General features: G+C 65.0%; 12 protein-coding genes. 9 read left to right on the plus strand and 3 right to left on the minus strand.

The features are described from left to right. Positions 1–38 precede the first annotated feature (38 nt). The 8 genes from prfB to C167_RS0125385 all read left to right on the plus strand — a co-directional run bounded on the left by prfB (position 39) and on the right by C167_RS0125385 (position 7828). A protein-coding gene (prfB, locus tag C167_RS0125350) for a peptide chain release factor 2 (RefSeq protein ID WP_100227314.1) occupies positions 39–1134 on the plus strand; the annotation gives its coding sequence in 2 pieces (ribosomal slippage) (positions 39–110 and positions 112–1134; 1095 coding nt in all). A gap of 117 nt (positions 1135–1251) precedes the next feature. Next, on the plus strand, positions 1252–2757 hold the full coding sequence (lysS, locus tag C167_RS0125355; RefSeq protein ID WP_017521120.1) for a lysine--tRNA ligase: 1506 nt from the start codon (positions 1252–1254) through the stop codon (positions 2755–2757). A gap of 384 nt (positions 2758–3141) precedes the next feature. After that, positions 3142–3858: a TetR/AcrR family transcriptional regulator gene (locus tag C167_RS0125360; RefSeq protein WP_017521121.1), complete on the plus strand. Its 717-nt coding sequence runs from the start codon at positions 3142–3144 to the stop codon at positions 3856–3858. A 107-nt stretch (positions 3859–3965) separates the two neighbouring features. Continuing rightward, positions 3966–4529, plus strand: coding sequence for a hypothetical protein (locus C167_RS0125365; RefSeq protein ID WP_017521122.1), 564 nt, complete (start codon positions 3966–3968; stop codon positions 4527–4529). After that, on the plus strand, positions 4526–5830 hold the full coding sequence (locus C167_RS0125370; RefSeq protein WP_017521123.1) for a flavohemoglobin expression-modulating QEGLA motif protein: 1305 nt from the start codon (positions 4526–4528) through the stop codon (positions 5828–5830). The genes C167_RS0125365 and C167_RS0125370 overlap by 4 nt, the downstream gene beginning before the upstream one ends. Positions 5831–6023: 193 nt before the next feature. Continuing rightward, positions 6024–6959, plus strand: a complete 936-nt coding sequence (locus C167_RS0125375) for an alpha/beta hydrolase (RefSeq protein ID WP_017521124.1) — start codon at positions 6024–6026, stop codon at positions 6957–6959. Further along, positions 6956–7279: a hypothetical protein gene (locus C167_RS0125380; protein WP_017521125.1), complete on the plus strand. Its 324-nt coding sequence runs from the start codon at positions 6956–6958 to the stop codon at positions 7277–7279. Before C167_RS0125375 ends, C167_RS0125380 begins: the two co-directional genes overlap by 4 nt. Positions 7280–7300: 21 nt before the next feature. Continuing rightward, positions 7301–7828, plus strand: coding sequence for an O-acetyl-ADP-ribose deacetylase (locus C167_RS0125385; RefSeq protein ID WP_017521126.1), 528 nt, complete (start codon positions 7301–7303; stop codon positions 7826–7828). A gap of 222 nt (positions 7829–8050) precedes the next feature. Here the strand turns inward: C167_RS0125385 and C167_RS0125390 are convergent, their stop codons facing one another. The 3 genes from C167_RS0125390 to C167_RS0125400 form a co-directional block, all read right to left on the minus strand. Beyond that, on the minus strand, positions 8051–8842 hold the full coding sequence (locus C167_RS0125390; protein ID WP_017521127.1) for an OmpA family protein: 792 nt from the start codon (positions 8840–8842) through the stop codon (positions 8051–8053). A 37-nt stretch (positions 8843–8879) separates the two neighbouring features. Further along, the gene (locus tag C167_RS0125395; protein WP_017521128.1) at positions 8880–9299 is read right to left on the minus strand and encodes a DUF4398 domain-containing protein; all 420 of its coding nucleotides are present in this window, start codon (positions 9297–9299) and stop codon (positions 8880–8882) included. Between the two features lie 175 nt (positions 9300–9474). Further along, the gene (locus C167_RS0125400; protein ID WP_017521129.1) at positions 9475–11835 is read right to left on the minus strand and encodes a heavy metal translocating P-type ATPase; all 2361 of its coding nucleotides are present in this window, start codon (positions 11833–11835) and stop codon (positions 9475–9477) included. Positions 11836–11921: 86 nt separating this feature from the next. Here C167_RS0125400 and cadR point away from each other — a divergent pair, with 86 nt between their 5' ends. Then, positions 11922–12389: a Cd(II)/Pb(II)-responsive transcriptional regulator gene (gene cadR, locus C167_RS0125405; RefSeq protein ID WP_017521130.1), complete on the plus strand. Its 468-nt coding sequence runs from the start codon at positions 11922–11924 to the stop codon at positions 12387–12389. The last annotated feature ends 250 nt before the right edge of the window (positions 12390–12639 follow it).

Below are 12639 nucleotides of genomic sequence, written 5' to 3' on the forward strand. Positions count from 1 at the left end.
GGCTTTTCTACGCCCTTTACCCGTGAGAGATGCCCGCCATGGAAATCCAACCGATCCTCAACAGCATCAAGGACCTCTCCGACCGTACCCACTCCATTCGGGGGTATCTTTGACTACGATCTGAAACATGATCGTCTGATCGAAGTAAACCGCGAACTGGAAGACCCGGCGGTCTGGAACAAGCCCGAATACGCCCAGAACCTGGGCCGCGAGCGCGCCATGCTGGCGCAGATCGTCGAGACCCTCGACGAGCTCACCGGCGGCCTGGCCGACTCCCGCGACCTGCTCGACATGGCGGTCGAGGAGAACGACGAAGGCGCCGTCGGCGACGTCGAGGCCGAGGTCCAGCGCCTGCGCGAAATCCTCGAGAAGCTCGAGTTCCGCCGCATGTTCAGTGGCGAGATGGACCCCAACAACGCCTATCTGGACATCCAGGCCGGCTCCGGCGGCACCGAAGCCCAGGACTGGGCCAACATGCTGCTGCGCATGTACCTGCGCTGGGCCGACAAGAACGGTTTCGACGCCGAGATCGTCGAGCTGTCCGAAGGCGAGGTCGCCGGCATCAAGGGTGCCACCGTGCACATCAAGGGCGAATACGCCTTCGGCTGGCTGCGCACCGAGATCGGCGTGCACCGCCTGGTGCGCAAGAGCCCGTTCGACTCCGGCAACCGTCGCCACACCTCGTTCACCGCCGTGTTCGTCTCGCCGGAAATCGACGACAACATCGAGATCGAGATCAACCCGGCCGACCTGCGCATCGACACCTACCGCTCCTCCGGCGCAGGCGGTCAGCACGTGAACACCACCGATTCCGCGGTGCGTATCACCCACGTGCCGACCAACACCGTGGTGGCTTGCCAGAACGAACGCTCCCAGCACGCCAACAAGGACACCGCCATGAAGATGCTGCGGGCCCGGTTGTACGAGCAGGAGATGCAGAAGCGCACCGCCGCCTCGCAGGCGCTGGAAGACACCAAGTCCGATATCGGCTGGGGTCACCAGATCCGTTCCTACGTGCTCGACCAGTCGCGCATAAAGGACCTGCGTACCGGCGTGGAACGCAGCGATTGCGACAAGGTGCTCGACGGCGACCTGAACGAGTACCTCGAGGCCAGCCTCAAACAAGGGCTCTGACGCATAGCCCCATTGTAGGAGCGAGCTTGCTCGCGAACCCGTCCAAGAGCTTCGCGAGCAAGCTCGCTCCTACACGTATCCCCCAATTTGATTTAGACGCCAGGCAGATAGACGACCATGAGCGACCAACAACTCGACGCTACCGAACTGCAACAGGAAGAAAACAAGCTGATCGCCCAGCGCAAGGAAAAACTTGCCGCCGTGCGTGAAGCCAAGGCGATCGCCTTCCCCAACGACTTCCGCCGCGAGAACTACTTCGCGGACCTGCAGAAACAGTACGAAACCGCGACCAAGGAAGAGCTCGAAGCAGCCGCCATCCCGGTCAAGGTTGCCGGTCGCATCATGCTCAACCGCGGCTCCTTCATCGTCCTGCAGGACAGCAGCGGCCGCCTGCAGGTCTACGTGAACCGCAAGACCCTGCCCGAGGAGACCCTGGCCGAGATCAAGACCTGGGACTTGGGCGACATCATCGGCGCCGAAGGCACCCTGGCCCGCTCGGGCAAGGGTGACCTGTACGTCGAAATGACCAGCGTGCGCCTGCTGACCAAGTCGCTGCGCCCGCTGCCTGACAAGCACCACGGCCTGACCGACACCGAGCAGCGCTACCGCCAGCGCTACGTCGACCTGATCGTCAACGAGGAAACCCGCCACACCTTCCGTGTGCGTTCCCAGGTCATCGCCCACATCCGTCGCTTCCTGTCCGATCGCGGCTTCCTCGAAGTGGAAACCCCGATGCTGCAGACCATCCCCGGCGGCGCGGCGGCCAAGCCCTTCGAAACCCACCACAACGCGCTGGACATGCCCATGTTCCTGCGTATCGCCCCCGAGCTGTACTTGAAGCGCCTGGTGGTCGGTGGCTTCGAAAAGGTCTTCGAAATCAACCGCAACTTCCGTAACGAAGGCGTCTCGACCCGGCACAACCCCGAGTTCACCATGCTCGAGTTCTACCAGGCCTACGCCGACTACGAAGACAACATGGACCTGACCGAGGAACTGTTCCGCGAGCTGGCCCAGGCCGTGCTCGGCAGCACCGACGTGCCCTATGGCGACAAGGTCTTCCACTTCGGCGAGCCGTTTGCCCGCCTGTCCGTGTTCGACGCCATCCTCAAGTACAACCCGGAACTCACCGCGGCTGACCTCACCGACCTGGAGAAGGCCCGCGCCATCGCCAAGAAGGCCGGCGCCAAGGTCCTCGGCCACGAAGGCCTGGGCAAGCTGCAGGTGATGATTTTCGAAGAGCTGGTCGAGCACAAGCTGGAGCAGCCGCACTTCATCACCCAGTACCCGTTCGAAGTGTCGCCGCTGGCCCGCCGCAACGACAACGACCCGAGCGTCACCGACCGCTTCGAGCTGTTCATCGGTGGCCGCGAGATCGCCAACGCCTACTCCGAGCTCAACGACGCCGAAGACCAGGCCGAGCGCTTCATGCTGCAGGTCAAGGAGAAGGACGCTGGTGACGACGAGGCGATGCACTTCGACGCCGACTTCGTCAACGCGCTCGAATACGGCATGCCGCCCACCGCCGGCGAAGGCATCGGCATCGACCGCCTGGTGATGCTGCTGACCAACTCGCCGTCGATCCGCGACGTCATCCTGTTCCCGCACATGCGCCCGCAGGCGTAAGCGCAGGACGTGGTAGAGAAAGGCCGCCCTCGGGGCGGCCTTTTTCGTTTCTGCAGGGGATGGCTTTTGCAGGAGCGAGCCTGCTCGCGAACCGGGCTGCTCCGGTGCCGTTGGGCCTACCGTTCGCGAGCAATAACGATGGCGTCCCCCTCGCTCCCACAGAATCCCTGGAATCTGACGGTACACCATCCGACGAAATGTATCCCCGTCGCCGTGGCTCGGCCGCGATGTGGCACGTCTCACACCCAGGCCTGATTCCCGGCCGCCTGCTCTGCCTCGCGGTTCGTTTCATGCGCCGGTGTTGCAGCAGCACGGCGGCAATTGTTTTCCCACCGAAAAGCTCGAACAATGCGCCATCAGGCCGCGCCGCCGGAGGTAATGCCAGTGACCCAAGTGTCCCCGCGAGACAGCGCAGCGCAAGTCGCCAGCGCCATCGCAGAAAGTGTCAAATACCAGGGCCGCAAGGCCAGCCGCCAGGGCAGCGAGCAGCGTCGTCAGGCGATCCTCGACGCCGCCCTGCGGATCATCGTGCGCGATGGCGTCCGCGCCGTGCGCCACCGTGCCGTGGCCGCCGAGGCGGGTGTGCCGTTGTCGGCCACCACCTATTACTTCAAGGACATCCAGGACCTCATCACCGACACCTTTGCGCTCTTCGTCGAACGCAGCGCCGAAGCCCTGTCGACCTTCTGGTCCAGCGTCGAAGGTGATCTCCAGGCCATGGCCGCCGGTCTCGCCCAGGACGACCCGCAGGCGCGCCGCGAGCTGACGGCAAATATCGTCGAGCTGGCAATCAAGTACGTGCAGGTCCAGCTCACCGAGCGCCGCGAGCACCTGTTGGCCGAACAGGCCTTCCGCCAGGAAGCGCTGCTCAACCCCAGCCTCAGCGAACTGGCGCAGCGCCACCGGCGCATTCTCTCCCTGGGCGTGGTGCATTTCTTCGAAGTGCTTGGCTCCAGACAGCCCGAGCAGGATGCCCGGGTGTTGACGGCCATCATCCTGCAGATGGAGTATCAGGGCCTGCTGGACGGGGCCGACCACCTGCAGATCGAGGAAATGCGTGCCATCCTTAGCCGCTATCTCGACCTGGTGATGGGCCTGTAGCCCCGGCTGCTGCATTCCAACCCCGCCATCCGGCGGGGTTTTCGTGTCGGAATTCCGGATGCCTGCGCCTGTCGCATGGGAAGGCAAACGGATCTAAGGAGGGCGTGATGAAAGTCTGGCGTGCACTGCTGCTATTGAGCATCTGCCTGCTCAGTGGTTGCCTGGTGACGTTCAAGGCCCCGATTCCGGCCAACGAGCCCGCGCCGGCTCACCTGCTGGGCCAGTGGTCGCGTGTGGACGAGTACGGCGAGGAGCAGTTCCTCGAAGTCACCCGTTCCGGCTCCAACCTTTACCGCGCTGTCAGCTATGTCGACAGCAAGGACAATACCGACAGCGTCGAGGACTTCGGTTTTACCGTTGCCCACCATGGCAAGCGCTGGTACCTCTCCGCCGGGCTGCCGAAAAGCATGGGCGGCAATTTTGCCCTGGCCGGTTTCGAGATCACCGACAAGGACGAACTGGTGATCTATAACCTCGACGTCGACCACATTCTGCAGGACATGAAAGACGGCGCGCTGAAGGGCGAGAAGGTCGATACCGAGCAGGGCGCCGGCGCCCTGGTGAGCAGCCCGCTGCCGGAGGTGATCAAGTACCTCAACGAGCCGGCCAACTCCGACGTGTTCGTCGAAGCGCTACGCTTTTCGCGCGTGACCCCGGGAGAAAAGCAATGACCCCACGGCGCAAGAAGTCCACGCCCAACGAATACCAGCAGATCATCCGTGGCCTGTCCGACCGCATCGTCGAGGCGCAGACGCCGATCCGCGTCCTCGACGCCATCAAGTGGGACGACGGTATCCGCGACGATTTCCTCAAGGGGCGCGGCAAGCACGCGCCCAGGGTCGACCGCACCTACTATGACGGCCGCCCCCTGTCCTTCGACAGCAGCGCGAAGAAGCAGGAATTCCAGAACATCGAGCGCGACATCACCCGCCACCTGGGGCAGTTCAACCCGGTGGGGCAGATCATGCGGCGCATGTGCAAGGAATACCGCATGGTCATCCGCATGCTCGAAGCGCGCGGCACCCAGGACTTCGGCCTGATTTCCCAGGAACTCTATGGCTCGGCCTCGGACGCCTTCCATGCCGGCGATCCGACCCTGGCGGACCTCGGCCTGATGCTCTCGGACTACCTGAACAACATCGCCGACCGCGGCGACCTGAAGGACGAACCCAAGACCCTCACCGCCAGCGATGCGGTGAAGATGCTGCAGGAGCGCCTGAACCAGGTGTTCGACGGCAAGGAAGACACCATCCGCGTCTTCGAGTCCGATGGCATAGTCGCTGACGCCGCGGCCGGCGCCGACTACATCAAGGTGCGCGCCGACGCCATGTTCAACGAACGCGACGTACGCGCGCTGGAAGTCCATGAAGGGCTGGTGCACGTAGGCACCACGCTCAACGGGCTCAACCAGCCGATCTGCACCTTCCTGGCCAAGGGCCCGCCATCCTCCACCGTGACCCAGGAAGGCCTGGCGATCCTGATGGAAGTGATTGCCTTCGCCTCCTACCCGACGCGTCTGCGCAAGCTCACCAACCGCACCCGCGCCATCCACATGGCCGAGGAGGGCGCGGATTTCATGGAAGTCTTCAACTTCTACCGTGAGCAGGGCTACAGCCAGGAAAGCAGTTACCAGAATTCCAGCCGCGTGTTCCGCGGCTCGACGCCCGCGGGCCTGCCATTCACCAAGGACTTGTCGTACCTGAAGGGCTTCATCCTGATCTACAACTACATCCAGCTCGCCGTGCGCAAGGGCAAGCTCGAGCAGATCCCGCTGCTGTTCTGCGGCAAGGCGACCCTGGAAGACATGCGTACCCTGCGGCAGCTGGTGGACGAGGGCCTGGTGGTGCCGCCCAAGTACCTGCCGCCGCAATTCCGCGACCTCAACGCCCTGTCGGCGTGGATGTGCTTCTCCAACTTCCTCAATCACCTCAGCCTCGACCGTATCGAGGCGGATTACGCGAATATCCTCTGACGATTGGGCGGCGCACGCCCTCTCCCTAACCCTCTCCCTGAAGGGAGAGGGGAACGTTCGGTGCAGGATGACACCGTAGCGTCAGCCGACACGGATAGCTCCCTCTCCCTTCAGGGAGAGGGCGGGGGAGAGGGGCTTTGGTAGCGCGCCATTGCTGATCCATTTGAAGGAAGCTCCCAAGGATGACTTGCCGATGATCCGTTGCTTCAAGGCTGCCGTTCTCACGCTGCTCTTCGCCCTCGGCGGCTGCAGCTCCCTGCTGTTCTACCCCAGCGACGACGTCGCCATCACGCCTGCGCGGGCCAAGCTGGAGTTCCGAGAGGTCATCCTCACCACCGCCGATGGCGTGAAGCTCGCCGGCTGGTGGTTGCCGGTGAAAGCGGGCGTGCCGGTGAAGGGCACCGTGCTGCACCTGCACGGCAATGGCGGCAACATGGCCTGGCACCTGGGCGGCACCTACTGGCTGCCGGAGCAGGGCTATCAGGTGCTGATGGTGGATTACCGTGGCTACGGCAAATCCGAGGGCGAACCGAGCCTGCCGGCGATCTACCAGGACATCGATGCCGCCTTCGCCTGGCTGGACAAGGCACCGGAGGTGCAGGGCAAGCCGGTGATCCTGCTCGGCCAGAGCCTGGGCGGCGCCATGGCCGTGCACTACCTGGGTGTGCACCCGCAGCGCCAGAAACAGCTGTACGCCGTAGTGCTAGACGGGGTGCCGGCCAGCTATCGCAACGTTGCGCAATACACTCTGAACACCAGCTGGCTGACCTGGCCGTTGCAGGTGCCGCTGTCCTGGCTGGTGCCCGATGGCGACAGCGCGATTCGCTCCGTGCCGCGACTTTCTGGCGCACCCGTACTGTTCTTCCACAGCATCGACGATACCATTGTGCCCCTGGACAACGGCCTGAGCCTCTACAAGGCCGCGCCACCGCCCAAGGTCTTGCAGCTGACGCGCGGCAACCACGTGGAAACCTTCGGCGAACCCGTATGGCGCGAAGTGATGCTGCGCTTCCTCGACGACCCGCAGCACTTCACCGGGTTGCGCCGGCTGGCCGAAGTCCCGAACTCTCCCTCTCCGGCGAAGCCAGAGGAATCGCAGGCCGACCCGAAACAACAAGGCACCCCATGAACGACCGCAACCCGATCTCCTACATCCTCACCGTCATCGCCACCATCTTCGTCTCGGTCGGCACGCTCTGGTACTACGGCTACCTGCATTTCGCCAAGCCCGAGGACGCGCTGGAGTTGACCCAGTTCACCATGCTGAAAAGCATTCCTGGTCAGGACACCAAGCTCGCGCTGGACCCGGCCGACCAGCAGGCGCAGTGCATCGATGGCGTGCTGGTGATGTTCGACATGACCCAGAAGGGCTTGACCGGCGTGCTGGTCGACGGCCGCAAACGCGCCGTGCGCTGCCTGGGCGAAGAGACTCCGCAGGAAATCAAATGACGGCCTGAACTGCCGTCGCTGATGAAGGGAGGGATCATCGTGCGCCACCCCGAGATCCGCATCTGGCAAGGCGACATTACCCGTCTTGACGTCGATGCCATCGTCAACGCCGCCAACAGCTCGCTGCTGGGCGGTGGAGGCGTCGACGGCGCCATCCACCGGGCCGCCGGCCCGGACCTGGTCCATGCCTGCCGCCCGCTGGGTGGCTGCAAGACCGGCCAGGCGAAGCTCACCCCCGGCTTTCGCCTGCCGGCGCGCTTCGTCATCCACACCGTCGGGCCGGTCTGGCACGGCGGTGAGCAGGGCGAGCCGGAGCTGCTCGCCCAGTGCTACCAGAAGAGCCTGCACCTGGCCGAGGAAAACCTTCTCGCCAGCATCGCCTTTCCCGCCATCAGCACCGGCATCTATGGCTATCCCGCCGAAGCGGCCGCGCGGATCGCTGTGGACGAACTGCGTCGTCCACGCGGGGAGGGGAGCACGTTGAGGGAGTTGGTGCTGGTGCCGTTCTCGGCGGAAATGGCAGAGCTGTATCGGCGATTGCTCGCCTGATCGCCGGGCTGCGCCGGGCTTTTCCGTAGGCTCGGGCTCGCTCGCGAACCGTGGCCCTCGCCGACATCCCTTCACCCCAGCCCTCCCCGGCGGCGGAGGGCGGCCCCGACTCGGTATTTCAGGCAGGCGCGGAGTCCGTCCGCGACCGGCCCTGCCCCGCGCCAGGCGCATCGCGGACGAGTCCGCTCCTGCAATGGGCGCAGGAGCGGGGCGTTAGCCGGCTCAGTAAGCGCTGCTCACCGAGGAACGCGGCTGCACCGGATTGGCGTCGTTGGAGATGGTCACTTCCACGCGACGGTTCATGGCGCGGCCGGCCGGGGTCGCATTGCTCGACACCGGGTACTCCTTGCCGTAGCCACGGGTGGTCACGCGCTCGGGCGACACGCCCTGGCTCAACAGCGCCATGCGCACGGCGTCGGCGCGGCGCTCGGACAGGCTCTGGTTATACGAAGCCGAGCCGCTGCTGTCGGTGTAGCCCTCGATGATCACCTTGCGCTCCGGGTTCTGCTGCAGGAAACCGGCGAGGTTCTGCACATTGCCCATGGCGCCGGGCTTGAGTTCGGCACGGTCGAGGTCGAACAGCACGTCGCCGAAGGACACCATGGTCCCGCGTGAAGTCTGCTTCGCGTTGAGCTCGCCCTTGAGCTTGTTCAGCTGCGCGGTGCGGGCATCCAGTCGCGCCTGGGCACGCTGGGCGGAGGTGTTCTTCAACTGATCCTCGGCATCGCGCAGGGCCACCGTCTGGTTGGCCAGTTCGATGCGCTGCTGGGTCAGGTAGGCCAGTTGGTCCACTTCCTTCTGGTCGGCGCCGTCGCGGTAGGCCTTGTCGGCCTTGGCCAGCCAGTCGCCGGCATCCTTGGTTTCCAGGGCGGCCTGCTGGGTCGCCTGGGGTTGGGCCTGTAGTGCCTGGAAGTCGCCGCGAGCTTTCTCCAGGTTGGCGTTCGGCGGTGTGGAGCACGCGGCCAGGGCCAGGGCGAGGGTGGAAACAGCGGGCAGTACGATGAACTTTTTCATGTCGAAATTCCTTATTTGACCGGGCGTAAGGGCGGGATCACTGGGCCTGCTGCAGGCCTTCCTGACGCAACTCCATCACGCCCTGCTGGGCGTCCTTCACCGCGTTCTGGGCCTTCACGGCCTGGGATTTGCGCTCGGCCACGCGAGCATCCCACTCGGCCTGCTGAGCCAGTTTCCTGGCCTGGTCGTATTCCTTGTCGTTCAGGGCGATACGCGCCTGGGCGAGCTTGTCCTGGGCGTTCTTGGTTTCCACCGGGGCGTATTCCGGCCCGCCGTTGCTGACAGCGGCATTCACCGCCGATTCGGTAACGGCCATCTGCTCGCTGGGCGGGTTGCCGGCGCAGCCGGCCAGCAGCACGGCGCTGCCCACGGCCAGCAGCCCCAGGCGCCAGCGACGCAGCGAAGTGGAGGTGGAAAGAGCAGGGACGGTTCGAGCGCTTTGAGATTTCAGTTCCATTGGGTGAATCCTCTGACGATTGGTAAGGGGTTCCCTCGGCGTTTCGAGTGCCGGCGGATGCCGCCGCACGGGTCTGCGGCTTCGTGGGCATCTGATTAGGGGACTAAGGGTTTTGTCAGGGGGTTCAAAAAAAATGCCCGCCGTATTGGCGGGCATTGGCGACGATCCGCTGGAATCAGCCGCGATGACGCAGTAACCGCAGGCCGTTGAACACCACCAGCAGGCTGGCGCCCATTTCGGCGAAAACCGCCATCCACAAGGTGCCTTCCCCGGCCAGGGTGAGGGCCAGGAACACTGCCTTGATGCCCAGCGCCAGGGTGATGTTCTGGATCAGCACGCGGTGGGTCTGGCGCGACAGGCGGATGAAGGACGGCAGCTTGCGCAGGTCGTCGTCCATCAGCGCCACGCCGGCGGTCTCGATGGCCGTGTCGGTGCCCGCTGCACCCATGGCGAAGCCGATATCGGCGCGGGCCAGGGCAGGGGCGTCGTTGATGCCGTCGCCGACCATGCCGACGCGCTTGCCGCCTTCCTGGCGCTGCTTCACCTCGCTCAGCTTGTCTTCGGGCAGCAGGTTGCCCAGGGCGACGTCGATACCGACCTGCGCACCGATGGCATGGGCAGTGTGCGGGTTGTCGCCGGTCAGCATCAGCGTCTTCACGCCCAGGTCGTGCAACTGAGCAACCGCTTCACGGCTGGTCTGCTTGACGCCGTCCGCCACCGCGAACAGCGCCAGAGGGCCTTCGGCATCGAGCAGCACGATCACCGTCTTGCCCTGTTGCTCGAGGGCGTCCAGGCGTGCTTCGAGTTCCTTCGAGCACAGCTCCAGCTCCTCCACCAGGCGGTGGTTGCCCAGGTGGTAGGTGTGGCCGTCGATCTTGCCTTTCACGCCGCGGCCGGGCAGCGCGGTCAGCTCGCCGACGCTGTACAGCGAAATATTGTCGGCTTCGGCGGCCTGGGCCACGGCGTGCGACACCGGGTGATCCGAGCGAGCAGCGAGGCTGGCGGCAAGTGCACGCACGTCGCCGGCGGCGGTCTCCCTCAGGGCGGTGAAGTCGGTCTGGCGCGGGCGGCCTTCGGTGAGGGTGCCGGTCTTGTCCAGGGCAATCCACTCCAGCGAACGGCCCATTTCCAGGAACACCCCGCCCTTGATCAGGATGCCCAGGCGCGCCGCCGCCGAGAGGCCGCTGACGATGGTCACCGGGGTTGAGATCACCAGGGCGCAGGGGCAGGCGATCACCAGCAGCACCAGGGCGCGGTAGACCCAGTCCAGCCAGGCGCCGCCGAACAACAGCGGCGGCAGCAGGGCGGTGGCGATGGCGATGAGGAAGACCACCGGGGTGTAGATGCGCGAGAACTGGTCGACGAAGCGCTGGGTCGGTGCGCGCGAGCCCTGTGCCTCTTCCACCGCGTGGATGATCCGCGCCAGGGTGCTGTCGTCGGCGACGCGGGTGACGCGGTATTCCAGCGCGCTTTCACCGTTGATGGTGCCGGCGAACAGGGTGTCGCCGGCCTGTTTTTCCACCGGCAGGCTCTCGCCGGTGATGGGGGCCTGGTTGACGCTGGAGCGGCCCTCGAGCACCTCGCCGTCGAGGGCGATGCGCTCGCCGGGACGCACCCGCACGCGTGCGCCGAGGGCGACGGACTTGGCGGAAACTTCCCGCCACTGCCCGTCCACCTGCACCGTGGCCAGTTCCGGAGCCAATTGCAGCAGGCCGCGGATGGCATTGCGTGCGCGGTCTAGCGACTTGGCCTCGATCAGTTCGGCGATGGCGAACAACACCGCGACCATTGCCGCTTCCGGCCACTGGCCGATGAGCATGGCGCCGGTCACGGCAATGCTCATCAGGGCGTTGATGTTGAGGTTGCGGTTCTTCAGCGCGATCCAGCCCTTGCGGTAGGTCGGCAGGCCGGCGCCGAGGATGGCCGCCACCGCCAGCGCTGCCACCAACCACTGCGGGCCGATGGCGAACCACTCGAAGAACTCCGCGCCTGCCGCTGCGACACCGGCCAGCGCCAGCGGCCACCAGGGCTTCTGCTGGGTGGGCTGTGCGGAAACGGGGGCGTTTTCGTCCACTGGCTCGGCCTGCATGCCGAGGGAAGCGACCAGCCTCTGCAGCGGCTCGACACTGTCGAAGCGATGCTGCACGCGCAGCAGGCGCTGCATCAGGTTGAAGTCCAGGTCCTCCACGGCGGATACGCGGCCCAGCGCATCGCGCAGCAGGCGTTCCTCGGTGGGGCAGTCCATGGCTTCGATGCGCAGGCTGGTCCAGCGCAGCTCACCGCTGGCCGAGCCGGCGGCAGCTTTCGCCGCGTCTTGCGCCCGAGCGCCGTGGCCCTCGCCATGATCGTGATCGTGATCGTGATCGTGATCGTGATCGTGATCGTGCGAGTGCGAGTGCAGTGCAGGTTCGGCGGCCGGGGCACGCAGCAGCGCGCCTTTGTCGCAGCCGCAGCAGCCGGCGGCTTCGTGTTCGCGGTGCTGCTCCTGGATTGAGGCGGGGCCATGGATGATCGGCCCCTGGCGATTGGCAGTCATGTCGTCGTTCCTGTTTGACGAGTTGCTGCTGATTGCACACCCTGTAGCAACTACAGAGTCAAGAGTCCCTTGGCGAGGAGTCTCGAATGAAGATCGGTGAACTGGCGAAACTGACCGGCTGCCCGGTGGAAACCATCCGCTACTACGAGCGCGAAGGCCTGCTGCCCGCGCCGTCGCGCAGCGAAGGCAACTACCGGCAGTACGATGCCAGCCACGTCGAGCGGCTGTCGTTCATCCGCCATTGCCGCTCGCTGGACATGACCCAGGAGGAAATCCGCATTCTCCTCGGCCTGCGCGACCGCCCCGAATCCGACTGCGGCACCGCCAATCGCCTGATCGACGAACACCTGCACCATGTCGAGGTACGTATCGCCGAGCTGCAGTCGCTCAGCCAGCAACTGCGCGACCTGCGTGCGCAGTGCCAGGGCGAAGGCAACAGTGAGGATTGCGGCATCCTGCGCGAGCTGGAACAGCCGGCAGAGCCTTCGGTGATTCCTGAAGCCTGCGCCGAGGCGGGGCATCTGCATGTGCCGGGCGTGCATGGGCGGCATTGATTGCTTTGTATGGAGGCGCCAATAGGCGCGATCGGGGATATTGCCTGCTCCTGCTTGAGGTCTGGTCGAGGATCGTCCCTCTCCCTAGCCCTCTCCCTGAAGGGAGAGGGGACCGTTCGGTGCGGGATGAAACTATCGCGTCAGCTGGCACGATCTGCTCCCTCTCCCTTCAGGGAGAGGGCGGGGGAGAGGGAAGCCCTGGGCACGACCTCCCAGAGGGATGCTGTTGCTTCTCCAGGTAAAACAAACG

It is taken from the genome of Pseudomonas nitroreducens TX1 (genome assembly GCF_000313755.1).
GTDB classification, from domain to species: domain Bacteria; phylum Pseudomonadota; class Gammaproteobacteria; order Pseudomonadales; family Pseudomonadaceae; genus Pseudomonas; species Pseudomonas nitroreducens_A.

Excerpts from the sequence above, each read along its gene's own strand:
- cadR (WP_017521130.1), top strand. The coding sequence starts at position 11,922 with ATGAAGATCGGTGAACTGGCGAAACTGACCGGCTGCCCGGTGGAAACC.
- C167_RS0125390 (WP_017521127.1), bottom strand. The coding sequence starts at position 8,842 with ATGAAAAAGTTCATCGTACTGCCCGCTGTTTCCACCCTCGCCCTGGCC.
- C167_RS0125380 (WP_017521125.1), top strand. The coding sequence starts at position 6,956 with ATGAACGACCGCAACCCGATCTCCTACATCCTCACCGTCATCGCCACC.
- C167_RS0125365 (WP_017521122.1), top strand. The coding sequence starts at position 3,966 with ATGAAAGTCTGGCGTGCACTGCTGCTATTGAGCATCTGCCTGCTCAGT.
- C167_RS0125385 (WP_017521126.1), top strand. The coding sequence starts at position 7,301 with ATGAAGGGAGGGATCATCGTGCGCCACCCCGAGATCCGCATCTGGCAA.
- C167_RS0125400 (WP_017521129.1), bottom strand. The coding sequence starts at position 11,835 with ATGACTGCCAATCGCCAGGGGCCGATCATCCATGGCCCCGCCTCAATC.
- C167_RS0125375 (WP_017521124.1), top strand. The coding sequence starts at position 6,024 with ATGATCCGTTGCTTCAAGGCTGCCGTTCTCACGCTGCTCTTCGCCCTC.
- C167_RS0125395 (WP_017521128.1), bottom strand. The coding sequence starts at position 9,299 with ATGGAACTGAAATCTCAAAGCGCTCGAACCGTCCCTGCTCTTTCCACC.
- lysS (WP_017521120.1), top strand. The coding sequence starts at position 1,252 with ATGAGCGACCAACAACTCGACGCTACCGAACTGCAACAGGAAGAAAAC.
- C167_RS0125370 (WP_017521123.1), top strand. The coding sequence starts at position 4,526 with ATGACCCCACGGCGCAAGAAGTCCACGCCCAACGAATACCAGCAGATC.